26 protein-coding genes are annotated in these 25,776 nt (G+C 56.7%); 15 read left to right on the forward strand and 11 right to left on the reverse strand.

The genetic code is table 11. The features are described from left to right. Nucleotides 1-51 precede the first annotated feature (51 nt). From WDN02_RS03000 to WDN02_RS03010, 3 genes are all read right to left on the reverse strand, one after another. On the reverse strand, nucleotides 52-1,341 hold the full coding sequence (locus tag WDN02_RS03000; protein WP_337292093.1) for an acyltransferase: 1,290 nt from the start codon (nucleotides 1,339-1,341) through the stop codon (nucleotides 52-54). Between the two features lie 239 nt (nucleotides 1,342-1,580). Next, nucleotides 1,581-3,122 carry a tail fiber domain-containing protein gene (locus tag WDN02_RS03005; RefSeq protein WP_337292094.1) on the reverse strand — a complete coding sequence of 514 codons (1,542 nt, stop codon included), beginning with the start codon at nucleotides 3,120-3,122 and terminating at the stop codon, nucleotides 1,581-1,583. A 409-nt stretch (nucleotides 3,123-3,531) separates the two neighbouring features. Beyond that, a complete protein-coding gene (locus WDN02_RS03010) occupies nucleotides 3,532-4,485 on the reverse strand; it encodes a glycosyltransferase (protein ID WP_337292095.1) in 954 nt (317 codons plus the stop codon). A 428-nt stretch (nucleotides 4,486-4,913) separates the two neighbouring features. Here WDN02_RS03010 and WDN02_RS03015 point away from each other — a divergent pair, with 428 nt between their 5' ends. The 5 genes from WDN02_RS03015 (at nucleotide 4,914) to WDN02_RS03035 (ending at nucleotide 9,119) form a co-directional block, all read left to right on the forward strand. After that, nucleotides 4,914-5,627 carry an FkbM family methyltransferase gene (locus WDN02_RS03015; protein WP_337292096.1) on the forward strand — a complete coding sequence of 238 codons (714 nt, stop codon included), beginning with the start codon at nucleotides 4,914-4,916 and terminating at the stop codon, nucleotides 5,625-5,627. An 896-nt stretch (nucleotides 5,628-6,523) separates the two neighbouring features. Continuing rightward, nucleotides 6,524-6,673, forward strand: a complete 150-nt coding sequence (locus tag WDN02_RS03020) for a hypothetical protein (RefSeq protein WP_337292097.1) — start codon at nucleotides 6,524-6,526, stop codon at nucleotides 6,671-6,673. Between the two features lie 380 nt (nucleotides 6,674-7,053). Next, complete coding sequence (locus tag WDN02_RS03025) at nucleotides 7,054-7,425, forward strand: hypothetical protein (protein ID WP_337292098.1); 372 nt, start codon at nucleotides 7,054-7,056, stop codon at nucleotides 7,423-7,425. Between the two features lie 16 nt (nucleotides 7,426-7,441). After that, entirely contained in the window at nucleotides 7,442-8,233 is a 792-nt protein-coding gene (locus WDN02_RS03030; protein ID WP_337292099.1) for a hypothetical protein, read from the forward strand. 292 nt (nucleotides 8,234-8,525) lie between these two features. Continuing rightward, nucleotides 8,526-9,119, forward strand: a complete 594-nt coding sequence (locus WDN02_RS03035) for a hypothetical protein (protein WP_337292100.1) — start codon at nucleotides 8,526-8,528, stop codon at nucleotides 9,117-9,119. A gap of 481 nt (nucleotides 9,120-9,600) precedes the next feature. Here the strand turns inward: WDN02_RS03035 and WDN02_RS03040 are convergent, their stop codons facing one another. Genes WDN02_RS03040 through WDN02_RS03050 form a run of 3 tightly spaced genes read right to left on the reverse strand, consistent with a single transcriptional unit; the run spans nucleotide 9,601 to nucleotide 11,224 of the window. Continuing rightward, a complete protein-coding gene (locus WDN02_RS03040; protein ID WP_337292101.1) occupies nucleotides 9,601-10,143 on the reverse strand; it encodes a hypothetical protein in 543 nt (180 codons plus the stop codon). 23 nt (nucleotides 10,144-10,166) lie between these two features. Next, a complete protein-coding gene (locus WDN02_RS03045; protein ID WP_337292102.1) occupies nucleotides 10,167-10,763 on the reverse strand; it encodes a mobile mystery protein B in 597 nt (198 codons plus the stop codon). Continuing rightward, the gene (locus tag WDN02_RS03050; protein ID WP_337292103.1) at nucleotides 10,760-11,224 is read right to left on the reverse strand and encodes a mobile mystery protein A; all 465 of its coding nucleotides are present in this window, start codon (nucleotides 11,222-11,224) and stop codon (nucleotides 10,760-10,762) included. The genes WDN02_RS03045 and WDN02_RS03050 overlap by 4 nt, the downstream gene beginning before the upstream one ends. Nucleotides 11,225-11,669: 445 nt before the next feature. Here WDN02_RS03050 and WDN02_RS03055 point away from each other — a divergent pair, with 445 nt between their 5' ends. Next, nucleotides 11,670-13,067, forward strand: coding sequence for an IS701 family transposase (locus WDN02_RS03055; RefSeq protein ID WP_337292104.1), 1,398 nt, complete (start codon nucleotides 11,670-11,672; stop codon nucleotides 13,065-13,067). Nucleotides 13,068-13,433: 366 nt separating this feature from the next. Beyond that, nucleotides 13,434-13,637, forward strand: a complete 204-nt coding sequence (locus tag WDN02_RS03060; protein WP_337292105.1) for a hypothetical protein — start codon at nucleotides 13,434-13,436, stop codon at nucleotides 13,635-13,637. Between the two features lie 11 nt (nucleotides 13,638-13,648). On the opposite strand, the gene WDN02_RS03065 is transcribed toward WDN02_RS03060, so the two are convergent. Then, on the reverse strand, nucleotides 13,649-14,425 hold the full coding sequence (locus tag WDN02_RS03065; protein WP_337292106.1) for a DUF4239 domain-containing protein: 777 nt from the start codon (nucleotides 14,423-14,425) through the stop codon (nucleotides 13,649-13,651). Nucleotides 14,426-14,645: 220 nt separating this feature from the next. Between WDN02_RS03065 and WDN02_RS03070 the strand changes: the two genes are divergently transcribed. Then, the gene (locus tag WDN02_RS03070) at nucleotides 14,646-14,816 is read left to right on the forward strand and encodes a hypothetical protein (protein ID WP_337292107.1); all 171 of its coding nucleotides are present in this window, start codon (nucleotides 14,646-14,648) and stop codon (nucleotides 14,814-14,816) included. 301 nt (nucleotides 14,817-15,117) lie between these two features. Here WDN02_RS03070 and WDN02_RS03075 read toward each other — a convergent pair whose 3' ends face one another. Beyond that, nucleotides 15,118-15,345, reverse strand: coding sequence for a hypothetical protein (locus tag WDN02_RS03075; protein WP_337291914.1), 228 nt, complete (start codon nucleotides 15,343-15,345; stop codon nucleotides 15,118-15,120). Nucleotides 15,346-15,735: 390 nt separating this feature from the next. Here WDN02_RS03075 and WDN02_RS03080 point away from each other — a divergent pair, with 390 nt between their 5' ends. Together WDN02_RS03080 and WDN02_RS03085 are read left to right on the forward strand one after the other, a co-directional pair. Continuing rightward, entirely contained in the window at nucleotides 15,736-15,945 is a 210-nt protein-coding gene (locus WDN02_RS03080) for a cold-shock protein (protein WP_337292108.1), read from the forward strand. Between the two features lie 221 nt (nucleotides 15,946-16,166). After that, nucleotides 16,167-17,518 (forward strand): IS3 family transposase gene (locus WDN02_RS03085; RefSeq protein ID WP_337291674.1). Its coding sequence is split into 2 segments (ribosomal slippage): nucleotides 16,167-16,503 and nucleotides 16,503-17,518, totalling 1,353 coding nucleotides; the frame shifts between segments, so codons are not numbered across the junction. A gap of 410 nt (nucleotides 17,519-17,928) precedes the next feature. Here WDN02_RS03085 and WDN02_RS03090 read toward each other — a convergent pair. Further along, nucleotides 17,929-18,255, reverse strand: a complete 327-nt coding sequence (locus tag WDN02_RS03090; RefSeq protein WP_337292109.1) for a hypothetical protein — start codon at nucleotides 18,253-18,255, stop codon at nucleotides 17,929-17,931. Between the two features lie 37 nt (nucleotides 18,256-18,292). Beyond that, the gene (locus WDN02_RS03095; RefSeq protein WP_337294848.1) at nucleotides 18,293-19,498 is read right to left on the reverse strand and encodes a DUF2252 family protein; all 1,206 of its coding nucleotides are present in this window, start codon (nucleotides 19,496-19,498) and stop codon (nucleotides 18,293-18,295) included. A 399-nt stretch (nucleotides 19,499-19,897) separates the two neighbouring features. Here WDN02_RS03095 and WDN02_RS03100 point away from each other — a divergent pair, with 399 nt between their 5' ends. From WDN02_RS03100 to WDN02_RS03120, 5 genes are all read left to right on the forward strand, one after another. Further along, complete coding sequence (locus WDN02_RS03100; RefSeq protein ID WP_337292110.1) at nucleotides 19,898-20,380, forward strand: Hsp20 family protein; 483 nt, start codon at nucleotides 19,898-19,900, stop codon at nucleotides 20,378-20,380. Nucleotides 20,381-20,856: 476 nt separating this feature from the next. Then, complete coding sequence (locus WDN02_RS03105) at nucleotides 20,857-21,345, forward strand: phosphate-starvation-inducible PsiE family protein (RefSeq protein WP_337292111.1); 489 nt, start codon at nucleotides 20,857-20,859, stop codon at nucleotides 21,343-21,345. 88 nt (nucleotides 21,346-21,433) lie between these two features. Next, nucleotides 21,434-22,300 carry an oxidoreductase gene (locus tag WDN02_RS03110; RefSeq protein ID WP_337292112.1) on the forward strand — a complete coding sequence of 289 codons (867 nt, stop codon included), beginning with the start codon at nucleotides 21,434-21,436 and terminating at the stop codon, nucleotides 22,298-22,300. Between the two features lie 911 nt (nucleotides 22,301-23,211). Further along, the gene (locus WDN02_RS03115) at nucleotides 23,212-23,451 is read left to right on the forward strand and encodes a hypothetical protein (RefSeq protein WP_337292113.1); all 240 of its coding nucleotides are present in this window, start codon (nucleotides 23,212-23,214) and stop codon (nucleotides 23,449-23,451) included. 766 nt (nucleotides 23,452-24,217) lie between these two features. Next, entirely contained in the window at nucleotides 24,218-24,427 is a 210-nt protein-coding gene (locus WDN02_RS03120; protein ID WP_337294849.1) for a hypothetical protein, read from the forward strand. A gap of 109 nt (nucleotides 24,428-24,536) precedes the next feature. Here the strand turns inward: WDN02_RS03120 and WDN02_RS03125 are convergent, their stop codons facing one another. Further along, on the reverse strand, nucleotides 24,537-25,058 hold the full coding sequence (locus WDN02_RS03125; RefSeq protein ID WP_337292114.1) for a DUF892 family protein: 522 nt from the start codon (nucleotides 25,056-25,058) through the stop codon (nucleotides 24,537-24,539). Nucleotides 25,059-25,776: the final 718 nt, after the last annotated feature.

A 25,776-nucleotide genomic window follows, 5' to 3' on the forward strand; every position in this document is an offset into this window, starting at 1 on the left:
TTGACTTGAGGTCGCTGGAGTGAACCTCGCGATGTCGAAATGAAGATCGAGCTAGTTAGGCGTCGCGGTTTTCGGCAGCAGTCGGGCTCGAACAATAGGCCAGGCGGACTTTGACCAATCGCGGAACGGCTTTTCGATGCAAACGAAGGTGAAATGAGAAATGATCAAAACAAGGATCAGCGTGATGACGACCGCACCAAGTCCTACCGCGGCGTGCGGCTCTAAAACCGGCGTTTCATAGAGTGGTAGGTGAATTACCTTCGCATGCACCACGATTCGAAGAGTTTGGTTGACCGCCCACACGACAGAGTCGTGGACCATATAAATGGAATATGAAATCGCTCCGAGCCACGCAAATGGTGCCGTGCTGAGGAGCCGCGTCGGGCCGCTGCTCGGGGTCAAGGCAAGAGACAAGATAACGGCGGCAGACAGAAAATATATCGCCAGATCTGAATACCCCGGCGACTTAAGTTGAAGGAAAAGAACGAACGTCGTAATGGCTACAAGCGGAAAACAGCCTATCAACCTTGGACGGGAATTTGTGATGTTAGAAGATCGCAGACGTTCATAGAACGCGAACGTCAGGACACCGAGGAAGAAGCCTGCGAGGCAACGAACTATTCCGAAATCATATGTGTAGTGAGCCAGACCTTTTTGGCTGAGCGGTACAAGCGCCGCGAGGCTAAGGCCGAAAATACACGCAGCCGCAATCAGAACGACTCTCTTGCTGCCGGACAGAAGGACTAGGATGCCGAACAGAATATAAGTGTAGAATTCGACACTGATGCTCCATGCTGGTTCGTTGAAAGTGCCCTTGTTAAACAAATGTAATGACTGGACTAAAAAAAGATTTCCTATGAACGAGCTAAGGTTGTTCGAGGAAAATGCGGGATTATTGGCGACAATGCCAAAGCGCCACTGAGCGAGTGCCTTAAGGCACTCAATACCGAGCGATACAATCAAAAGGCAAAAATGGAGGGGGTATAGCCTCCAGAATCTGAGCCACATGAATTTGGAAAAATCGAGACCGGAGCTTATTCTTTTTCCGTATGCGTAAAATATGACGAAGCCCGAAAGCACAAAAAACATATCAACCATCAGGTAACTGTTCTGTACGTAACTCTGTGATTGCACAACGCTTGTCCAGGTCATGTGACAAAGGACAACAGAGAGAGCTGCGATGCCTCGAATGGAATCGAGAGCTACGAAATGCGGCGCCTCTCGGGTAGATTGCAATGTCTGCATATCAGGCTCTGGCCATTGGCAGCTGTTAGTAATCTGAAATCGATCGGAGGCGCTTCCGACATTTTTGCCGAGCGTCGTTCCGCGATCCAACAGCACATATATCCCGGCTTCTTCCCGCAGGCGTAGGCAAATTGCTCGCAGGGTAAACGGCGGCCCCTAACCGGACTGATCGACAATGCGCCAGCTCAATGGGTTCGCCGGTTGGTGCGGCGGAGGCCGCCGCGGCGTTTTGCTCAACGCTCTTCAAAAGCGCGTGAGCGTATTCCTAGGCGTGGCCTCCTCATAAAGTGAAGGGTTTTCCGAGGTCGCCGTTGTGGAAAAAACGCGTTTGGAAATTACTCGCAACCAAGCATTTTAACTTTGTGCAAATCGCGCTCTCCGGAAAATTCCGCGAGAATGCTACGCTGACACTTTCTGAGGGCGTCATTCTCGGATTTCAGCTCTTGCACTGCAGCGATCAGGGGGGCGACGAGTCTTGCATAATCTAATGTTTTGTAACCGTCAGAGCCTTTTGCGACCACGCTGGGAAACACTTTCTCAACATCCTGAGCGATAAGTCCGATCTGATCTTCTTTGCCCCGTTTCTCATCTTTCCAGGTGTAGACCACAGGCTTGAGTTCGCTTACCTCTTTGAGTGCATTGGCAGGGCTGATCTCGGACTTGACGTTCTTCAACCTCGCGTCAGAACTCGAACATGAAGACCCGGTGCTGGCCACACCCGAGGTGAGGCAGAGATAGCCGCTCGCGGTCATCGTCTTTCCATAGAGCCTTAAAGTCTCCGTGTCGGATGTATCGCCGACCGCAACGTCACCCGTATTGTATGCACCGATCAAATTCTTACCATGACCTATGTCGTAAAGTTCAAGATTGTAGCCGCTGTTCGCGACCAATTGGCCTTTTCCAACGCCGTTGAGACCGAGCGAAAGATTTGGTGAGGAAGATGCCGTGCCGTTATCCAAGTAAATCTCCGGATCGGATTCAGCGATGATCTTTTGGCCGTTGGTCATTGTGAAGTAGAACGGGTATCCTGTAATTGTGTAAGAACTCAGGTTAATTCCGTTTGCTATCGTGTCTGCGCTTCCGTCCGTGCAAATAACGCACCCTACTGTGCTATCGAGGGCGGCTCCGCCAGCGTAGTTGCCGAGGGCGAGCGCGGTTTTCCAGCCGTGAGATGTCGTTGTGTTGGACGAGAGAGTATAGGCTGAGTCGCCACTTGTTCCCTGCACGTTTCCGTAAGCAACTGCGGAATATCCGGAGCGTCCCGATGCAGAGGTTCCTGGTTCCATCACAAGATCGGCTTCAAATCCAGCCAGTGTGTTTATTGCCGCCGCCGTATTTGTCAGATGTACGAACGCGTTGACGCCGTCAATCGCTTCGGCGGCGGAATTTCCGGCCTTGCCGTTGATCTCCATATTTGAAACGATACCCGTGTAAAACGGATTGGCATCGCCTGACTGCGTGCTTGTTCCCGCCAATGTCATGTTAATTTGTTCGCCGCTGCGGGCACCGGCTAGATTTGCGCCCCCGAAATTATAGTTCAACTCCAAACCGTTGATCGTTACACCGCCCGCCGTGAGATCTATAGCGTCGCTATTGACATTAAACTGGTTGAAATCCGTCTCGGTTGTCTGCGTCCCGGTCGTTGGGCCGGTCTGATTGGTTTTAATCCCCATATCGGAAGTTCCCGTTGGGGTCGTGGCGACAAAGCCGGTTGCAGTTGCTTGCGTACCATTCCATGTGAACGAGTTGCTGCCTCCAAATGAGCCGCTGGCGTTATATTGAACATCGGTATTCGAGCCGCCGGGCACGGTTTGCGCAACCGCCGCACCGCTAACCGTAGCTCCAATCATGACTAAAAATGCCGACAGGCATCTCATGACAATCTCCCATTTCGAGCAGAGCCGCATCGCGCTGCTTGAGCAGCTTGTCGGCTGTGTTTAAGTATTTGATATTCAATCTGGGCGCAGCGGTGCGACCGCGGATAAACGGTGAATGCGAAAAGCTACACGCAGATGAATGAAGCGCGATGCATTTAATGCTTAGCCGATAAAGCGTGTAACAAAGCTGTGAGTGGGTCTTCCGGCAGAAAGGGGACTCGATTCAAGTAGCGGTTTGTTCCGAATCGTCAGAATTTTCTTATAAATAGGAGACAGACATAGCCGAGGTCCATTGAGAGAGTGGGGCCGACGGCTCGTGCTGGGTGTGTCAAAGTACCTAAGCAGAAGCAGTGCGAGTGTTCATGAGTCCAGAGCTTTGATTGGCTCAAGAGAAGGATGTCTGGGTCTTTTAGCGGGGCGTCATGTCGCTATTCAGTTGCTTTCGAACACTCTTGACGACGGTTCGGTTCAGAAGAAACAACGCTAATCTGAACAATAGTTTCTCGCTAAGAAACCGAAACATACCCAACTGAGCGCGAAGGCGTTCCTTTCTTTTTCTCAAAGTCTCAGCGACTTCGGATTTGTGCTCCCTTTCCGCAGCTGCTTCTAATGCAAGCGGATTCCACAAAGCCCCGGTGCTTCCCGTCCGATAGAACACGCTCACTTTATTCAGGTAAAACACACCGAATGAATTGATAGCCCGCGTATAAAACTCATAGTCTTCCGTGATGCGGGTCTGCGTGTCAAACCCGCTCAATTCCCCGACGCGTGAATATCGTATCATCGCGGCGCTGCATAAGAACAGCTCGTGACTATAGAGGTACTGGCTACGAAAAAGCCATTGACCCAATGGCCGCGAGAAGGAGGTTATTTTCGCGTAGATCGTCGAGAGCGCCCGGATGTGGCTTTGCCACTGGCTTACCTTCAGAAGCTGGTCTTTCTGGCGGTCGCGCGTTTGAGAGTCCGATGAAAAATCGCAGAAAGGTTTCATCGCGCCAAATACGACCCCGACCGGCTCTTTTTGAAAGGCCATCTTGGCATCGGAATAAATTCCCGGAGCTGGGATGTCATCGTCATCCAGAAAATGCACAAAGAACGCGTCTATGTTCAATCGCGCCGCATGTTCGAGGCCGTAATTCCGTACCAACCCAGGCCACCCGCCAGTCGCATTGGGCATCTTGACATAACTCACGCCGGTTCCGAACTGCGAGGCCGCCGATTCCGAAGAGCCTTCAGGGCTATCGTCGATCACGAGTATTATTTTTGTGACGCCGGGCTGATTTAACGCACCCTCGATGGCGTCGCGAAGATGATCCGGACGTCTGAAGGCTGGGATGATCACCAGGAAGTCAACGACGGTCATTCCGGAGGACCTTTTCCGTTCGCGTCGGCGGCACCCGATTCTGGGTCATCCCTCAACAAGAAGGCGCGGCGGGCCAACCGTCTTTTGGCAATATGCCAGACGGCAAAGCACATGCAGCAAAAATCAAATGTAATCTTTGCTACCAAAAAAATCGCGCGGACTTTTGACCGCACCTAAATGCTGTTCTTATAAGGTTACGCCGTTATGAAAAGCATGAGGTCAATTTTGCGTCATGAGACGCATTTGCGTAACAAAATCGTGAAATCACGACGACATCCCTCGGGCGCCGAACATCAAGTAAGCGGTGATCGTTCGCCAGAATGTTTAATGGGGGAACATCGCGCGCTGCTCCCGAAAGAAGATTTTACGCATAAGGGGTCTAGATAGACGCTTCACATTCCGGGCATTGTTTTAAACCAGGATCTATTATGACGACCGCTCACCGCATTAAGGCGCTCATCAGGCATCTCGGCGTCGATGTTCTTCGCGCCAAACCAAACCGAGAAGACATTTTGAGGAGTCGATCAATCGACACCGTGATCGATGTCGGGGCCAATGAAGGCGGCTTCGCCGATGAAATACGTAGCACCGGCTACCGGGGCCAGATCGTATCCTTCGAACCGATCCCGGAGGTGTTTGAAATTTTGAGCCAGCGGTTCGCCCATGACTCTAAGTGGAAGGGCTTCAATGTCGGAATTTCCTCTGCCTCGGGCACTGCCGAGATAGGGGTGACCGAATACAGCGTTTTCAGCTCTCTTCACGCTCAAAATCCCGCTGCCGAGCGCTTTCATAAACAGTCGAAAGTGCTACGTAAGATAAACGTCCAACTGATCACACTGGACGAGATGTTTTCTAAAATCCCAGGGGGGCGGCTTTTTCTAAAGATTGACACGCAAGGCCATGAAAGAGCTTGCCTCGAAGGTGCCCGCCATTTGTTAAATCGTGTGCAAGCGGTTCAGCTGGAACTTCCTATCAGCAAACTGTATCAAGACACTTGGGATATGGGCGACGCCGTCTCGTTCATGAAGCTGTTAGGCTTTGTGCCTTGCGTCTTTGCACCCTTGAATTTTCACGGCGCCGATCCCGTCGCCATGGTAGAGGTCGACTGCATATTTCGCCGCCACGACCCAGCCATCGATTGAGTTGCTATTCGAGCGTTCGGCGCTAGGTACGTTGAGTCTGACATTGCGATCTGTTTTCCCTTACTTCGAGGAAGAGCCGGAACCGGCTTCAGCGCATTCGCTCAAAGCGGCGCTAACGCGTAATGACGCATCACGAAGGATTGGTTAGCAGTTCGTAAAGACCCCAGTGACAGCGTTAAAAACCGCAGATACTCGGATGAGGCCAAAGCTGAGGCGGATTGGCTGGCTGCGGCGATGTTGATCCCGCGCGACGCGCTTATCGTTCGCCGGCGGCGTGGCGAAGCGATCGCCGCAATCGCGGACGCGTTCGGAACAAGCGAGCAGCTATGCGAATGGCGGGTGCGGATGACAGGGGTGGACCTCCAGTTAAGGCGCGCGGCACGTGGCGCGTGGCGCTTGAACGGACTCCTCCTAGCCTGGATAAAGCCTCGCCAATAGGCAGCGCACTGCGTTGAACTCGCGCTCGTCGGAGCGGCCATGCAAAGAACGACGCTGCGTTCTTCGACTTCCTCGCGCGGACCGTCCTCGACGGGATTAGCGCACGTGAATATTTCTGCGCAGAGGATTTGACCGGTTCGCCAAGCTGATCGTCGACCAAGCGGCGACAATGGGGGATAGCCGATGCTGATCCTATATGTTGGGTGATAGCCTGTTCGTCCCCTACCCCGCCTCAACCTCAGGAAATTTGCCGCCATGAAGTACCGCAAACTCGGCGCCGGCGATCTCAGTGTCTCGGAAATCTCGCTCGGCTCTTGGTTGACTTATGCCGTAGGCGTTGAGCGTGACGCCGCCAAGGCCTGCCTGGAGCGACAGAAAGAACCGTCAAGAACTGGTTTTCGGGCCAGAACACGCCCTCGGGCGATTATTTTCTCGAATTGGTTCGAAATTGCCCGGATATGCTGGATGAGTTCCTAGCGGCTGCCGGCCAGACCGAACGGCTCTCAGGCGTCAACGTCCGCCGGGCGCGGCTCGCGCTGGTAAGCGCACTGCTCAATCTCGACAAGGCGATGGAAGGTGAGGTCGATTTGCCGACGAGACCCAGCTAGGCGGTATTTTGACTAGGTCCGGCGCGGCCGAAAAAGACCCTGCATTGCGATACAATCTTTTGGGGTGGAAGACCCCTCATTTGACCCTCTTTTGGGGTGGGCGTGACAATTCATTGGGGTGGACGCAAACCGAATATCAACGACTTACGGCGACTCGCATGTTTGCCTTTTGAGGTGAGCTACAGGTTGCCCGGAGCCTTCCCCGGCGCAGATCGCGGAGTGGCGAGAGCGTCATCCTCAATTCGCCGCAGACATTATGAATCTTGCGGCTGACCTCTCCTCCGGCTTGAACCTCTTCCGCGCCATGTTGATTCCTCCTCAGGATCAAAACCCATACTTCAAGGAGGATCACTTTTCAGGGGGAAGACCATATAGCCCGAATGGACAAGGTGAATGAGTTGGCCACGACAATCGACGCTCGCGGCCTAGGTCATGCGAAGGCGGTGGAACTCGGCCGGAAATATGCCCACTGCGATAATCCGTCGAATCCCGAGTTGTGGTTCAAGGGCCTTCCGAAGGCGAGTGCGCGACAGATAAGGTTAGCCATCGCGGAGTGGGCTGACGGTGATAGTGTCGCTGCCCATTACGGCTATGGGCTCGACCTATTTTGCACGCATGACACCGGCAAGAACGCATCCGGTGCTTCTATTCTAGATGCTGCGAACCGCAAATGGCTCAGCGAAACGCACGGTGTCCGCTTTGTGACGCTTTCCGAGTTAGCCGAGATAGCCATGGCATCAGGCGCAACGTGATTGCGAGGTCTGTGCGATGAATCAAGTTGGGGAACTCGATCTCGATGCGGTGATCTGGCGCTATCTGACATTCAAGAAATTCGCCGCGCTCATCGATCTGCGCGCGGCGTGGTTCGCAAAACTCGGAATTTTCGAGGATATCGAAGAGGGCATGACGCCCGCGCTGACCCGGCAGGCAATCAAAAGCCAGCACCGCGAAATAGAGACGTGGTTTCCCGACGAGGAAAGAAAGAGCCAAGTACGGCGATTCGTAGAAGACAATGAGCGGTATGGGCGCGACCTTATTGTCGCAAGCCGTTGGTTTATCGGCAACCACGAGTCGGAAGAGATGTGGGCCAAGTATGCCAAGGATAGCGAAAGCGTTGCCGTTAAGAGCACGGCGCGGGCTCTTATGTACTCGCTCGATCAATCACTCAAAAGCAAATGGTGGATTGGCAAGGTGCGTTACGTCGATCATTCCACCTATGAAGGAATGAATATACACGAAGGCCACCAGGCGCATCTTCGAGCTTTCGTGAAGGGTATGAAATACGCACGCGAAAACGAATTGCGCGTGGCGACAATGAACTTCGTTGCCCCCGGCTGCTTAATCCCTGATGGAACGCCTCAAAGTGAGAAGCAGCGCAGGGGCTTCATCGACGTGTCGAACGGACCAGGAATTTATGTCCGCGCGAATTTCGCTACCCTGATAAGTGAATTGCGTACGGCTCCGGGCGCGAGCGATAATGACCGCGCAAAGGTCGAAATTCTGGCGAGCAAGGGCGGTCTTCAAATTCCGGTCCGGCATTCAGAACTGTCCGCGCGGTAAGTATCTAGTACGTGAGCCGAAAGACATATTGAAAGCGGACCGTATCCGTTCGCTATTTTGACGGATCCACTTAGAGATGATGGAAGCCGAATGACAACAGCGGATTGGATCAATGTAGCTTTGACGTTAGTTACTACTTTGATGGCTGCGGCCACTTTCTCGCTCGCGTGGTATAGCCGCAATCTTGCTAAGGACACGGCAGAAGGAATTAAACAGACCGAGCGCCATCATCGGGAAGATTTGCGTCCCTTCTGCGTGATCGACTTCAAGTACTCGACAAGTCAGGATCCTTTTGGAGTCGATTGGAACAGCAACAGACGGCTCGCCGAAAGCAGGATGCCGGGGGGAAGAAAGTCCGCCTCCCGCGGGCACGATTGCCGTTCGCGGTGAACTTCAAAACAAAGGAAAGGGTCTAGCGAAGGATGTTGTCGTCTATCTCAACAGGCGGCTCGGGAGCCGAGAGGACCACGTTTACCGCCTGACCCGGCCGGTCGTCGTCTCCGGCCTGATCGGTGCCGAAGAGGCTCTCGGGATCGATATTTCGATTACCGAGCAAGACGTTATGCAAGTCAGAGACGCGTCGGGCTGGCGACCGGTCGAGTCGGTGCCGTGCGTCGTAAACGACACATATGAGATCGTTCTTGAATACAAGGATGTGTTCGACAACATCTTCCACACCGTGCATCCGCGCGGAGTCTGGCGCGACATCCTGTCTGCTGCATCAAGTGACGACAACGCAAAGCAGCTCGAACACATGGCCGGCCATAACAGGCCGATACCGCTTTTTCTGACCGGTCGGCAAGCCATGCGGACGCTTGCCGATATCCCTATTCCTCCACAAGCATCTGTTCCGCCCGAACACGATGATCTCCAGGACGAGTATTGATTGAAAAAGGAATCAGTCATACTATTTCTTCTCTTAAACTGGGATCAGGCTCGCCATCCTTTGCGCTGGCTTCATGCGGATGTTGCCGGGCGTTTTCACAGTCCATCCAAACGTTTCTTATGAGCGCCCTGTACCTCGGTTCGTCATTTGCAAGCCCTCGCTTAATGCATCGTTGCAGCGCCAGAGTGCGATGGGGCCTCTCTACCCGAAATAGATAGCTTTCGTAGTCGCCTTCTTTGAGCGAACGCGAAGCTTTCAACCGGTTAAGCTCTTGAACCTTGTTGTTGAGCTCTCGCCACTCCGCGGTGGTTTTGGGTGTGCTGTCGTCGAACACCTTCAACCACTGCTCAATGTCTTGTTCCTGGTAAGCATCGCGCGATCGAGGGCTTGGCGGCCTTATCGCGAGGCGAGCGGGTAAACACGGCCCCGTTCATGCAATTCGACGAGCGCTTCCCACTCTGAACCCGACCCACACGGCCGCCTAGTCCGGCGTGGCGACGAGCCCGACCGGCCCTTCGATGCCCAGGATCGGCAAGGCGATGTCCTCGATCTCCAGCTTCGACAGCTTGCCGCCCCGAGCCAAGCACGCCTTCGCCACGGCGCAGACGGCGTCCCAAGCGCCGGGCTCCGCCAGCCGTTTGGCGGCGATCTGCAGTCCCCTATCAAGCGCGACCGCCTCGCCCTCGTCTTGGGCGAACGGGTATTCCGTGCAAAAGCGCTTCGCCACCGCGAGGTCTCCGGGCTGGGCCTGGAGGGCGTCTGACGGCGAAAGGCCTTTGAGCTTCGCGTCTGAGACAGCGCCGGCGAGGGTGACGGCGAGCAGGCGACCAAGGTCGTTGAACTGATCCGATTCGGGCTGCTCGAGCTCGGCCCCATGGGTCATCACGCCGGTTTTGCCGAAGGCGCCGGGAACCGACGTTGGCGCATCGATGTCCATCCCGTCCTGCGACAGCCCAAGCCGGGTCATCAACGCTATCACGGCATGGGGCGCTTCGTGGTGCGCCACTTGCCCTCGATAATCCATAACCTCTCCCTACCCCATCGCGCTCAGGAGCGCGCGAAGGCGAACAGCGGCGCCAAATCGCCGGCATCAGCCGCCTTCAGGGCGGCCCTGTAGGAGATCCGCGCGTCGCCCACGGCCACCAGGTCTGAGCGCCCCCAGCTGAAGGGCTCGCGCCCCAGCCGCACGGCCAGAATGTCCGCGGCCAGGCGGCCGTGGCGGCCGTTGCCGTTAGGGAAGACGTGGATCGCCACCAGCTGATGGTGGAAGTCGATTGCCACCTCGTCCGCATCGCGGCCGCCGGCCTCGACCTGGGCGTGGATGTTGCCCAGCAGCTGTTGCAGATACTCTCGCAGCCTCCACCAGTCTGGCCGGCCAATGTTGGTCTCGACCCGACGCGGCTCTCCGGCCCAGCGCCACACCGCGCCGAACATCCGCTTGTGCAGGGCCATCAGCTCATCGGGATCGAGGACATCGAACGCTCGCCGCCGGGCCCAACGGCGGCCGGCGGCGATGTTATCGCGCTCAGCTCGATTGAGGTCGTCGCGGGTGACGACCCAGGTCGGGATCAGCGCCTCGCGATCCCCGGCGCTAAGCACCATGGCCCCGTCGTCGGCGCGGTAGAGGTCCTCGTCGTCGGTCAAGACCGGCGCCCCCACAGCTCGCGCGGATCCAGCTCTTCAGCGATGAATTGCTTCAGGCGCTCGTCGTCGTCCTCATCGCCAACTGCTTGGTCCTCCAGCGCCATGGTGTGGTCGATCAGGCCGAGCTCGCGGCGCGCCACTCGCAAGGCCGCTGCCTGATAGGTCTCCTGCAGCGAGCGGCGGGGCACGAGGGCGTAGACGACCTCACAGTCGAGGGCGGCGGCGGCCTTGCGCAGGCTGCCGAGCTGGATCGTGCCGCTGGCCTCCGACTGCTCGAGGCGCTGGACCGAGGGCTGGGAGATGCCCATGCGGTCGCCCAGCTGCTCGGCCGTCATGCCGAGCGCATCGCGCAGGGCGCGGATCCAGCCCTTGGCCGGGGGATGGCGCGGCGCGGGGCGGAATAGCGCGAGGGTGCGATCGAGAGATCGCCGAGCTGCAGCCGAGGTTTGTCGCCGGTCCATGACTATACCCTGTGGTCTATAAACATCGGCAATCTATATAGTGTGTGCACTATAAATTGCGACCTCAATATACATCAAACCATATGCCGATGGGCTAATTTTATAGCCTAGGGTACATACATGATTGAGTCCCCGCGCCCTGAGTGCCAACAACAGGAGGGGATGATGCCAATTCACCTTAAGAGCGTGGCGAAGACGGCCGCGACGACAAAGACCCCAGCCACCCGCTGAAGGAAGGCCGCGGCCGCGGCGAAACGCGGCCCGCCGGCGCCCGCAGGCCAAGCCCTACAAGCACGCCATCAACTACCACCTGGCCAAGACCGCCTAGTCTTACTGAGTCAGAAAGCCGCGGCGGTTTGCGGAGGCGACTCACGTAGGCTTGGGAGATTCATTTCGGCACGGAGGCCATGATGGATCTTCGAACGGATGGCTGTGCGGAACGGTTTTGGGTTACGTTGCAGGGCTGGTGAGCGTGCTCGGTCATGTGGACCGAGCTCGTCCGCTACGCGATTATTGCACCGGGCTTCTGATGCCGGTCGAACGCAAGAGCGTTGAGCCGATGGCGGCGGTGACAGCGCCGGAACGGACGGCGGCACAGCACCAATCCCTGTTGCACTTCGTGGGTGAGGGACGCTGGTCCGATGAGGCGGTTTTGGCCAAGGTGCAGGAGATGGTCCTGCCGAAGATCGAGGACCATGGACCAATCCAGGCGTGGATCATCGATGACACAGGGTTCCCCAAGAAAGGCCGGCATTCGGTCGGCGTGGCGCGGCAATATTGCGGCCAGCTGGGCAAGCAGGATAATTGTCAGGTCGCCGTCTCGCTGTCGCTGGCCAACAGGCACGCCAGCCTGCCGGTAGCTTATCAGCTCTATCTTCCGCACGACTGGGCCGACGACGAACTGCGGCGGTGCAAAGCCCATGTGCCTCAGGAGATCGGCTTCAAGACCAAGCCCGAGATCGCGCTCGCGCAAATCCGCGCGGCCTATGACGCGGGACTGCCTCGCGGCGTCGTCCTGATGGACGCTGGCTATGGCGCCAACACGGAGCTGCGCCGGGCCATTGCCGCCTTGGGCTTGACCTATGTCGCCGGCATTCTGCCCAACACCACAGTGGGGGCGCCGGGCACCGCACCGGCTCGTCCCAAGGCGTGGTCAGGCCGCGGCCGCCCACCCAGCCTGATGCGCCGCGACAGCCACCACCAACCGATCTCGGTGAAGGCGCTGGCGCAGAGCCTGCCGGCCAAAGCCTGGCGCACGGTCACATGGCGCGAAGGAACCGCCGAGCCGCTCACCTCGCGTTTCGCACGCCTGCGCGTTCGTGCCGCCCATCGCGATTACAATCTGTCCGAGGCGCGGCTTGAAGAATGGCTATTGATCGAGTGGCCCAAGGGCGAAGCTGAACCGATAAAATACTGGTTCTCGACGCTGCCGGAGAAAATCGCATTCACGCGTCTGGTTGACCTTACAAAGCTGCGTTGGCGCATCGAGCGCGATTATCAGGATCTCAAGCAGGAGATCGGCCTGGGGCACTTCGAAGGCCGCGGCTGGCGCGGCTTCCATCATCACGCGACGCTGTGCATTGCCTCCTATGGATTCCTGATCTGCGAAAGGCAGACGATTCCCCCCTCGGGCATGCGTCCCGGCGGGGTCTTCCAAACGCCTTGTCTTTCCGCCAATCAGCGACCCCGCGGCTCTGCCGCTGCGCACAGAACGTCACATCCCAAACTCCATCGCGACCATGCGACGACGATTAACGGTCGCGCTCGCCAGACAACTCGCGCGATGTCCCTGCTGTGCACGACCGATCAAGAAAGTCAGGCTACGAAATTTATGACGCAGTAAGACTAGAGCCCGAAAGGCGACTACGCGAAGGGCAATATCTGCAAGAATTCTGGTCGATCTGGAGTGCGACTTTCGCGGGTCGCGCGGCAAGGATGTTGTTTAGCAAAATTAGTTTTCATTGCGGCCACGAGAATAGCTGTCACAAACAGAACAGTATTGGTCTATTGCACACCGACTTTCTGACTCACACAACCGACTGACTCTCTGGGATCACGATGCCATTCCGGACCCCGACAGGCGTAATAGAGGCGTTTCGCGCCCATCCGCGCCGTGCTCTGATCATCACTACACTCAAATCCGAGAGTTTGGCGGTGAAGGCACACTTGACCGACCTTGAGGTTTTAATCGGCGAGAAGGATGCGTTTTATGAATGGCAGCGTGGTCAACATCATTGCCGCTGGCGAGGAAATTCGCGATGTGAAGCAGTTGCGCCGCCAGGCCGGCATACGTGATCGGTTCCACGTCCATACGCAGAGGGATGATTTGGCGATGGCGATCACCGCCGTGGTGATCGCAGCTATTATTATCGTTGCGTGGCTCGCGCCGCCTTCGTTAGTGGGCATGGGATAAGGCGATCAATCTCAAGATCCCGCATGGTCCCGAACGACCTCCACGATGGCGTCCGGCGTGACTTTCACGGTTCCCGAAAATGGGCGGTCCAAGGCTACGACGACCAAAAGCTCGGAAAATATCAGTACCGAAAGTAGCGCGGTCATAAGCATCTGCGCCCGCAAATTGATAGTGCCAAAGAAAAATGTGAAGCTGATCGTCAAGACTGCGCCAACGAGAAGAACCGCCCAAACTACGCCTGGCACCGCTCCCTCAGCCGCTTCAAGTCTTGCGCGCCGCGCCTGCGTTAGATCGTCGATCTGGCGGAATACTTCAGAGGCAACGGGGCTGCCGCCCTGGGATTTTGCCGACATAGAAACCGTGTTGTAGAGGGCCTCCAACGCAGTATGCGTCTTCTTGCTTTCTCCACCGCCTTCCATCGCGGGCCATTCATTGGAAACAGCCGAGCGCAGATATGCCGTCAAAGCGATCTTCAGGGCCGAAGCTTCGTTCGACTCTAACCCGGAAGAGATGTGATACAATGCGGCAGCGGCGCCGGCCTCCTTCTCAACAGTGTCGTCGGCGTCCGCGTACTTTTCCCACACTAGAATGATCGCAAAGGCAAGAAGCACTGCGTAAAGTACACCAACTGTGGCGAACTTGAAGCCGGCCACCTCATTGTTTGTCGTCAGCTTTTCGAGAGCGACAAAGCGGCGGACGATGAGAGGCCCAAAACAGGCAAGAACGCTTGTCAGGCCAACGAGAAAAAGTCCGGACAGCCAAAGCGGTTCACGAGTCAGGAACAGCATCTATCGGTCTCTCGCGTGAGATAAATCCCGTCAGCATATTGTAGCCGGCAAGCCGTTAGCATAAGGTTTAGCTGGAGGCTACCGCCCCGCCTGGCGCTTAATCGTATAAAGAATACCTTCCCCATTCCGCTCTAGGGATCATCGGTCCGATTTCATAATGCAAGGAGTGTGCGTCAAGATGCTTCGGACCTGTCTGGCAAGTGTATGAAAGGTGATACCAATGTTCTCGGCTGCGAAATACCGCGCCGGGCGCCGCTATGAAGTTTTCGCCGAAGACTGGGTCTCCAAATGTATAAGCGATGACCTTATCGACGTCAGGCATCTGATTGCGATGTATCTGGAACATGACCTCTGCATCGCAGGTCTGCTCGATCCGAGTTTTGGGGTCTAGTTGAAGCAATTCGCGGTTGAGCCTTTCATCCTTCATGGCCAGAACAGAAGAGCTCACTAAAGCGCTAATCGCCACCAGCATTGCAAGCCTGATAGTCTTCCGAATCAACAGCATGCCCCCCATTATGATCGATTCGCTTCCTCACTGACCTGGAATCAGTTTGGTCCCACAGGGAAGCTTACACCTTCGATCGCACTCCTTGCCAATATGTGTCGGGCCGCCATTCGTACACGTGCCTTCAAATAATGCAGAAACAAAAAGCCGCCCGGAGGCGGCTTCTTACAAACAACGGCAGTCGCTGTTAGTGATATTGGCCCAAGCCAATACCAAGGATCCCCGCCCGGCGACGCAACGCGCCAACCGTGCGCTTCATTTGCTTTGAAACCTTCTCGACCGGGGTGCGGGCCTTTGAATGTGCCTTGAGACTACGGACATCATCCTTCGTCCACGGCTTGATGACGCGGCGCGCTGATTTCGAGGGCGCGGCTTTCTTCGCCACGGTTTTCTTCGTTGCTGCCTTCTTGACCATTCGGATCCTCCTTTGGAAAGTCGGCATATAGTCATCAAATCGTTAGTATCAAGCTAACAGCGTAAGCGGCTCGCGATGCTGCCCTGACGTTACATTTTAGTATGCCGCGACATCGTCACGAGGCCGAGTATCAGGCGCGTCATCGTAATTCGGCGTCCGCTCTCGTTTGGCCAAGGCTTGTCAACCCTAGGTCTGCGTAACCGTAATTGCATCTTGCCTATGGTGGATTTTTCTCTTATACGCCGCGACATCCGATCTTGTTGTCGAACCTTGTTATCGCGCTACGCGCGCCATCGACGGTCTTCCTCTTTCAAAATCGTGATCTGAACCGCTTGTCGCGCCGGGTGGCGCGCTGAGTTGAAATCCCGTGACTGATTGAAAGGAATCGTCATGACCATCGGCACAGTAAAGTTTTTCAACGATCAAAAAGGTTTCGGCTTTATTCAGCCAGACGACGGTGGTGCGGACGTTTTCGTGCATGTGAGCGCTGTAGAGCGTTCCGGCCTTCGCGGCCTTGTAGAAGGTCAGAAGGTGAGCTTCGAGACTGAGACAGATCGCCGTTCGGGCAAGCTGGCTGCGGTAAATCTGCAAGCCGCTTAATCGAATAGCGTTCGCATCGTTGTCGGCGATAAGCCAGCGATGACTGTTAAGACACTTGTGAGGAAGGTCGGGTTTGTCCCGGCCTTTTTTTGCGGGGCGCTGTCGTGTTTCCACGTGGCCGACTCTTCATTGACCACTGTTCGCCGTCAGCACCCCTGAGACAAATTGAGGGTCTTCACGAAGGGAGGATTTCTGGTTCATCGTAGCCGTAAGGAGCGAAGATGAAGCAGAAATCCGGACCGGGCAAAGCGCCGGCAGAACAAGTACTGAAGGACATCCGGCGCCAGACGCGTCGGCAATACTCTGCGGAAGAGAAGATCCGCATCGTGCTGGAGGGACTGCGTGGCGAAGAGAACATCTCCGAGCTGTGCCGGCGGGAAGGCATTGCGGCCTCGATGTATTACGGCTGGTCGAAAGAGTTCCTCGAAGCCGGTAAGCGCCGGCTGGCGGGCGACACAGCTCGTGCCGCGACGTCCGGCGAGGTGAAGGATCTCCGTCGCGAAGCCACCGCATTGAAGGAGGTCGTGGCCGATCTGACCCTGGAGAACCGCCTGCTCAAAAAAAGCATGAACGGGGATGGGGAGGACGAGGCATGAGATATCCTGCATCCGAGAAGGCCGAGATCATCGAGTTGGTTGAGCAGTCGCATCTGCCTGCCAAGCGCACGCTGGAAAAGCTCGGCATTCCCCGCGCTACCTTCTACCGATGGTACGATCGCTATCGTGCGGGAGGGCCTGAGGCGTTGGCCGATCATCGCTCACGACCGGATCGCGTCTGGAACCGTATCCCGGACGACGTCCGCAGCCAGATCATCGATCTGGCGCTGGAGGTCCCTGAGCTATCGCCGCGAGAGCTGGCCGTGCGATTCACCGACGAGAGAAAGTACTTTGTCTCCGAGGCCTCGGTCTATCGGTTGTTGAAGGCACACGACCTCATCACCAGCCCGGCCTACGTGGTGATCAAGGCGGCGAACGAGTTCAAGGACAAGACCACCACTATCAACCAGCTCTGGCAGACCGACTTCACCTACCTTAAGATCACTGGCTGGGGCTGGTACTACCTCTCCACGGTGCTGGATGACTTCTCGCGCTACATCGTGGCCTGGAGGCTTGGTCCCACAATGTGCGCTTCCGACGTCACGGCCACGCTCGACCAGGCACTGGCGGCATCGGGCCTTGATCACATCACCGTTGTACACCGGCCGAGGCTTCTCAGCGACAATGGGGCGAGTTACGTGGCAGACGACCTGGCCAGGTGGCTCGAAGGCAAGGGCATGCAACATGTGCGCGGCGCACCATATCATCCTCAAACCCAGGGCAAGATCGAGCGCTGGCACCAAACCTTGAAGAACCGCATTCTACTCGACAATTATTATCTACCCGGCGATCTCGAGCGGCAGATCGGCGCCTTCGTCGAGCACTACAATCACGTCCGTTATCATGAGAGCATCGAAAACGTCACACCGGCCGACGTCTACTTCGGCAGAGCAGAGACGATCATCGCAGAACGCAAACGCATCAAGCTTGCTACCATCGCAAACCGCCGCTTGCAGCACCGACTGCAGGCCGCTTAAACTCTAACCCCTGATGAGCCAGCGACTCTCTTCTCGAAACGCCTGATCAGTCTCAAATTATCTGACGACGGACAGTTCTGCATCGTTCGCGGTGAGAGAACAGAATAAGATTTCGCCTAGATCTCTGATTCGTGCCCGCTTCGTCCTACTTACAGGCTGAATTTATCAAAACGGAACGGTCGTATCTTGAGTGCGAGCGACATTCGATTAACGCTTAGTTCACGCGCTGATTTTTCAAACAAACAGGCTCGCTTTGAGGCAGATAAAAGCACTTCCAATTCGCGCTGAACCAAAGTTTGGATCTAAATTAAAGAATCGCGGCCCAGCGAATAGGATTAGTCCGACTAGCGCGACTAATGCCAAGGCGATGCCGATCATTTCCTTCGGTGGCGGCAGTTGATAAGGCCAGTTCATGCGTTGCTCAACAAATCGAGGTGAAAGCGGCCGTCTCGATAATCCAACGTCTTGTCTATAAAGGCGCTGCCCCAGCCGATGTCCCATCCATCTTCATTGTCCCCGAAGGGTCCGCAGCCCCAGCCGAACCAGCGCCAGTCGCTTCCATACCCGTGTGCGTGACCAGCATGCCGAATGCGGAAGCCCGGACCGCCTCCATGGCGCATCCTATAACCACCGACATGTCCGCCGCCGAAGGCGAATGCTGCGACTGATGGCGAGCCTATCGCGATTGTCAGCGTCAGCGTGCAGAGAAAAAGGGCTTTCTTCAAAACGCTCTTCATGTTCGATTCCTCTCAGCCGTGAAAATAGAATCAAGCATCAAGCGTCTTCCAGCGCGTACTTTCGACAATGTTCGAGATAAGCTTTTTCATGATCCGCTAGGAGATCAACGATACTGCTCCAAAGCCAACTTGGAGCGTCCAGATTTTGCGATCTGTTACCGCGGAGGTCGTCAAGCCACTTTTGGCGCGTCTTGGCGTCCATCTGGCGGCTGTGCGCCTTTCCAACGACAGCTGCGAGGTATCGAGCCACCGAGACAGCTTCTTGTCGAGTTAATCGCTCAATTTCGATCTTGAGATCCTGTGGCAGAAGTTCTCTCACGAAGGCGGATTTTCCCCTCAAGTGTATCGCTCTCATGCGTTTGCCCAAGAAAGGAGACAAGTGTCGGGCGCCGGCGACCACGCGCTCACCTTGATCCGCAGGCATTTTCGCATTTTGCGTGTGCGGCGCGGCTGATAGCGTCGCTTCCTTAATATCCATGAGGCAATAATCTGAGTTGCTGCCCTTCTTTGCACCAACTTCGAGGAGGACGGCGTATCTTAAGCGGCCCAACGAACTGCATCCCTTCATCCAATAGGCCGCATCACGGAGTTTTACGCGGGCACTGTCATCGCGCGAGCGTAATATTGTCGCTAACCTTTTGATTTCCTCGTTGTCAAAAAGCTTTTCAAGCTCGAGCCTTTCATCATCGGTGATGGGCCAGAATTTTTTTCCCAGCGGAATAGTTGGATCAACATCCTCGATGCGGTCCTGCGCCAGCGTCTTCCAAGAAGCTGCGGACGCCCGCTTGGTAACAAGGCGCACGGTCTCAGGCTCAGGGACATCGACGTCGTCTTGGAAATCCGGCTCGAAAGCTTTTTCATAGCCTTCGATGAGCTGTTCAATCATTTTCGCGGTCGTCACGCCTGGTAGGTCCGAGCCGCGGGCGGCGGATGCAAGCGACAGTCCCAAGCGGATGAGATCATGCGCGGGATTTCCAATGACGGTTTGGTCGAGATCACGAATCTGGACCTCTATCCGGCCGTTTGCATTTGCGACCGGCCCGAGGTTGCCAACATGGCAATCACCGCAAATCCAAATCGGGGGGCCGTCAGGAAGTGTGCCGTGCTTTAAACCTTCTAACCACTCGTAGAATTTGAGTGTATTGCCACGCACGTAAGCATGCGCCGAGCGCGCCATCTTGAGGTTTCTCGTGTGAATGAGGCCGGCCGCACGTGCCTCGGGGGAAACAATATTTTGCGCGATTTTCGTCGTCCAGTTCGGGCTAGGTTTTGCGGACCAGCTAACCGTCTAGCCGCAGCTAAGTTCCGTTGCAGTCTCTGCTGAGGTCATTGCGCCGCTCTTCCCCCCTTGCAGGATTGGAATGGTCCCCTTTTGGGGAGAACCCTTTAGGCACGGGGATTCAGATCCTGTGGGCACGCGTTAATAAGTTTGGCGCGCCTCGATACCAGGCCTCTGCATCGTCATGGCTCGCGTGTTCGATGGCAGCGATTTTTTTAAGTTCGGCCTCTTGACGCGCATTGTCCATTTCCTACCTCGAACACCGCCGGGCGCCGTGTTCGGGTCCGGTGGGACATAGAGGGGCGTCGGTCTCCCTCACCGGCGCTCCTCATGCCCAGATCGCTTCACACGGAGGATTTGGAAATGAGGACCATGTTTGACTTCACGCCATATCGGCGTTCCACCGTCGGCTTCGACCGTCTTTTCGATCTGCTTGAGACTGGCACGCGGCCCGACGTGGCTGACGGCTATCCGCCCTTCGATATCGTTCGGGAAGGCGAAGACCATTACCGCATCCAACTCGCAGCCGCCGGCTTCGCACCGCAGGACATTGAGGTGGTTGCTCAGCAGAACCAGCTTACGGTCACTGGCCGGCGCGCCGACGATAATGACAAGGGCGAGTACCTGCATCGTGGCATTGCGACCCGTGCGTTCGAGCGTCGCTTCCAGCTCGCTGACTTTATTGAGGTCGGCCATGCGAGCTTCGAAAACGGTCTGCTCAGCATCGAACTGAAGCGCGTCGTCCCGGAGGCAATGAAGCCCCGCAAGATCGAGATTGGCGGCGGCAACACCGGTAATGAGCAGCTTACCGCACTCAACGCCGAAGCACCGCGACAGGCAGCCTGATTTCATAAGCGGTTCGCCGGCATCGCCGTCGTGGCGGCGCCGGCGGCCATATCCGAACCTAGCCAAACAAGGAAAGAGAAAGGACCGGAAATGACGAGCAAATCGAAGGCGATCGGACCTTTTCTGGCCGGGGCGATCGCTCTGGGAGTGATGTCTTCAAATGCGGCATCCGCGGATGCCGGTTGCTCAGCCGGACGGCCCCCAGCATGCCGGGCGCGCGACCACACCCGTGTTTTGGCGCGGCGGTTGGGGGCCGGGCTGGGGCTGGCATCGAGGTTGGGGACCCGGTTGGGGCGTCTATCGGGCTTGGGGACCCGGCTGGGGGCCAGGATATTACGGATATGGCTGGGGCTGGCGCCGCAACCGGTGCTATTGGCATCCGCGCGCCTGCGGCTGGTGGTAGGATCAAGCGCGGCGGCCGGCGTCCGGTCGGCCGCCGCCCATCAAGGGCAATGCAACTACGGTGAGGAAGTGCCGTGTCGATCAAGGGAAGTCTTCAGAAGATTGCTGACGAGTTTCGCTCGCTGTCACTCTACCAGCGTTACGAGCATCTCATCATTCTCATACTGATCGGACTCATCGCGATCGTCGTCGGCGCCGCGATGTGGAAGCTGGTCTTGAAGATTTTGTTCGGTCTGGTGATGACCGGCGGACTCGATCCATCGAACTATAGTACATTCCAAATCGTCTTCGGGATGATCTTTACAGTTCTCATCGCACTCGAATTCAAGAAATCCCTGCTCGTGGTCGCCCAGCGTCAGGATACGGTGGTGCAGATGCGCTCGATCATAATAATCGCGATCCTCGCGATATGCAGGAAGCTCATTATCTTTGACATGGGTGAAGCCGATGCAATGCGCCTCTTTGCATTGGCAGCGACTATTTTGGCGCTGGGCACTGTATATTGGTTGGTGACGCGCTCCGATGGTCATAAGTCGGTCAGCGAACCGGTTTCTGAACCTTAGCCGCTCTGACGGGTTGTCAGCCGCCGCCTGGAGCCGGCTCTGTATTTCGATACAAGCGATGGTAGCGGGATTACCTGATAAAAATCCGATGAGCACGCTGCGCCCTTCAAAGGAGATGGTCTTGACGAAGACTTGGTTGATCACAGGCTGCTCAAGCGGTTTTGGTAGAATCCTTGCAGAAGCCGCTCTTGAACGCGGCGACAATGTCGTTGCCACGGCTCGCGACCCAAAGACACTCAACGATTTGGTATCGAGGTATTCGAGGTCAGCTCGCGGAATAGCCTTGGATGTGAGAAAAGATGGCGATGCCGCAGCGGCGGTTGATCTAGCGCATGCCGACTTCGGCGGCCTGGACATCCTGGTCAATAATGCCGGATTCGGCTTCGTCGGAGGCATCGAAGAGGCTACTCCCGAAGAATATCGGCCAATGTACGAGACGAACGTTTTCGGCCTGATCGAGACGACCCGAGCCGCGTTGCCCACCCTTCGCGCGTCAGGCCATGGAAGGATCGTCAACGTGTCATCGATTGGCGGCATCGCCGGTCGCGCGGGGTTCGGATTCTATAACGGTACCAAATTCGCTGTCGAAGGTCTTTCAGAAGCCCTCGCCCAAGAGGTCGCCCCGTGCGGCATCAAGGTGATTATTGTTGAGCCCGGCGCGTTCCGAACGGACTTTCTCGGTCGGTCGATTGCCACTGCAAAGCGCGAGTTGCCGGAATACGCTGACACCGTGGGGCAAACGCGCCACTTCAGCGCTAGCAACAACGGCAACCAGGCTGGCGATCCGCACAAGGCGATTGCTGTGCTCTTGAAAGCAATCGATTCCGAGTCTCCCCCGCTTCATCTTTTGCTTGGCAAGGACGCCTACGAGCGGGCGCGCGCCAAGTTTGCCGCTTTTGAACAAGACATGTCGACGTGGGAGCCAGAGGCAACGTCGACCGGCTTCGATAGCTAGGCAGGACACCAGGGCTTTGCCTCGCGGGATCCGGGGAACGCGGGTGTGTTCGACGCAAATGAGGTCCGCACGCGGATGCGCGGACCTCTTCCGATGAACGGCCGCCACGCCTTAATGCCTCGCCAGCCACGAAGCTGAGCGAGCACACGGGCTTTGGCTCGGCTACCCGTATTCCTCCGACGAAACAATGAGCGCCCCGCTCTTCTTGCGCTTCTGGGAACTGCAACTCCGCGTTCAGGAGTCCGTCGACCGCCACCCAATCGACAACGAACAGTAGCGTCTCGCTGCCCCACTGACGCTGCACGACCGCGACCAGATCCGCTAAACGGGCGCAATCGAACGGCTCGTCAAACTCCGGCGCAATCTCGGCAAGCCAGTGGCCGTCGCCATAGGCAACTTTAACTCTGCGCGGCTGAGTCATGTCGCACCGGGCGGGCCAAGGTCCGCGAGCTTGGCCTCGACCTCAACTACGTTGATAATTCGGGCCAAAAACGCTGCGCTCATTCGCCAGACTCTGGCTCGCAAACTTCAAACGTCGGGCGGTACTCAACCCGGCCCCTTTCCCCGTCATTCGGTTCCACGCGCAGTAATGCCGTCTCAGCTTGGTCTAAGGCGCGCCCGATTAATGGCCAATCACGCCGATTCGCGATCAATCTTGCTTCCGCAAAAAGGTCGCTCATTCGCCGCATGTCGACATCCGGTCTGGGCATTGCCGTGGCTCGCAATAATTGCAGTCGAACACCGAAAGGTCGAGGAAAGTTCAATTGGTATCGCCCGGTAGGGACGGCCTGCTGGCAGCGCATCCGTGCCGCCCGTTTGATATTCCTTCTGAAGCCTATGTCTTTTATTAAAGACACGCTCTAGCTTCTGAGGGACAACCCTTAGTCGTCAGTACTTTCGCAGGAGGGCGGATGGCCATTTATCGACTGATTCAAAGTTCGACGTTTACGCCGCTTGAGGCATCGGCAATGACGGAAGCCTACGAACGCGCCTTGGTTATTTTTGGCATCAGCGACAGAAACGATCCGCAAACGGAAAGGATTGCGCTTGCTATCCTTCATCTATTGCGTGACGGAGAGACAGATCCCAACCGTCTCGCGGAATTCGCCTGTCGGGCTCTTGGGCAAAACTTAAGCGGGCCTGCCGCGTGAGGATCACTTCGGCCAATCGCCTCGCTCAATAGGGGGCTACCCTACCCCCGCTACGGGGCGCCGAGCCTTTTAACCGCGCTGGGAACGCCGGGGTATAATGACGGCAAATATCCGTGATGGAACATGCCGTTCCGCTTCGCATTAAGCGCTCTACGAACCGGTAGGAGAATTTGATGCGACTTCCAAAGATCGTGTTATTGATCACTGCGCTTTCGTTTGTGGCCTATGGCAATGCGTTTGCGCAGACGGGCGGAGCCGCTGGCGGCGCTGCTGCGGGCGGGGCAGCCGGGGGCGCTGCCGGAACATCCGGAGCGGGCCCAACCGACGGCGGCGCGGCCTCGCAGAATTCAGTCGGCGGTGCGGCAAATAGTGGGTTGGTGGCTCCGTCTGGCACGCCGAACCAAATGGCTCCTACGCCAAGCCAGCGCGTGCAGCCCGCGTCTCCGAATGGGTCGCCATCACCGACGAATCCGCAATAGCTCGATAGCGTCGCAATTAGGCCGTCGCGTAAAGTCCAGCAGGATCGCTTCGCCGATGTGAGCGCCGCAAGCTGTACCGGCTCCGAAGTGTTTGCTGGGCTTCTTGGACTACGCGACCGTACGGAGGTCGATGCCTCAATCCCTGCCGTCTCGGCGTGGCCTTCGATCTATGGCACAGGCGGCGCCGCCTTCGGCTCGATCCGCAACAGCATCTTCATCCTCGCAAGGCTCGAAGAAGGCCATGAGACTGGCCGTGTCGGCTGGACAGCTGTGGCATCGAATACGCCATCGACAACAATTGGTCGGTTCGGGCCGAATATCGTTACACCGATTACGGCCATTACGACGTCGGCTATAGCACGGTGCTTCCAGTGGGTTTTCCTCTCCGCAACCACGATACCGACAATCGGGTGCAGGCTGGCTTTAGCTACAAATTCGATGAGGCGCCGGCCGCCCGCGCCACCGGTGGTCGCGAAATACTTAGATCCTCAAGGTAATGGGAAATCCCTTGAGCACACTTCCGGCGGCTCCGGCCGCCGGTTTTTTGTGCCCCTTTCGCCGGAGGGTCCTCTGGACACTCAAATCGTGAACCTAGCAGAGGGTCCGCTAATGCGCGGCTTCGTGGCCCTTCTCGTTACGCAATTTGAGATAACGCTCCAGCGTTGGCGCCAAGTGCTCGTGTAACCACTCGGCCATTGCTTTTTCTTCCGACAGACAGGCTTTGAGCAATGGAATGGCGGTCGGCTGGTCAGCTTTCCCGGCCAGCAAGATCATCCCTTCGTAAGCGCAGATTTCGTAGCTGGCGAGGCCGTAAGTCACCATGCTCGACTTAAGGATATCATCCTCCAATCCGCCCGCTATGGCGCCGGCCATCCCGCCCATCATCGACATGGCAGAATCTTTGAAGGAAGACGCGTCCTGCCCCAGATCGGCGAGGATATGCTCCAGCCGTAGCATCTCATTGTTCTTGTCAGAGAGGTGGGCAATCAAGCGTTGCTTGGCCTCAGGATAATCGTCGAGCCTGTCGATTACTCGTTTCATCATTGCTTTGGCATTTTTCTGAATGGCGTGGAGGTTGCGAGCTTCGTTGGCGAGCAGCTCCCGCGAGATGTCCTGAAAGTTGGCCATTGGCGTCTCCTTGGGCGTTGAGCGTGACGCGCTATAAATCCCAAGCAGACGAGGCAGTTCCCGGCAGTTAGAAACAGATAGGCACGGATTTTGCCTCGGCCTGTGAAGCTCTGGTCAGGGTCAAAATTTGCGATGACGAGTACTGCCATAAAGCATACGGCGATAATCGTTTTAGGCGTCATTATGACTGCCGCGCTTGCGGTATTGGACAACCATCGCGAGTCCGCACCCACGCAACATGCGACGAACAGCGCGTACACTTGGACGCAGTCCGGAACCGATACACCGGACCCTAAAGGACGCGGGATGCACGGCTGCTTCTTCAGCATGGACGCGCCGGTCCACGCCAAGTTCTGCATTTCTGAGATGTAGTCCACGCCAGTCCATCGACATTCCAAAAGAAGGAACTGCTCGTGCTCTCTCGAATTGGTGCTTGCTAACAATAAGAGGAGAGAATGCGATGCGTATAAGCAAAGTCACCGCTGTTGCGGCGGTTCTGACATTGGGTCTGGCCTCCAGCGCGATGGCCCAAAATGCTGGTGGCGCTGGCGCTCCCCCCGCTGATCAAAGTGGAGCGTCCAGCGGTGCGACCGGAGCCAGCAGTGGATCAGGAGGCACCGGCTCTGGCGCAAACGGCGGCGCAGCCGCTCCCGGATCGACGAATTCATCGTCCGGCGGCTATCAAGAGACCGCGCCAGGTTCTTCTAATCCCAATGGG

This window comes from Methylovirgula sp. (assembly GCF_037200945.1).
Lineage (GTDB): Bacteria > Pseudomonadota > Alphaproteobacteria > Rhizobiales > Beijerinckiaceae > Methylovirgula.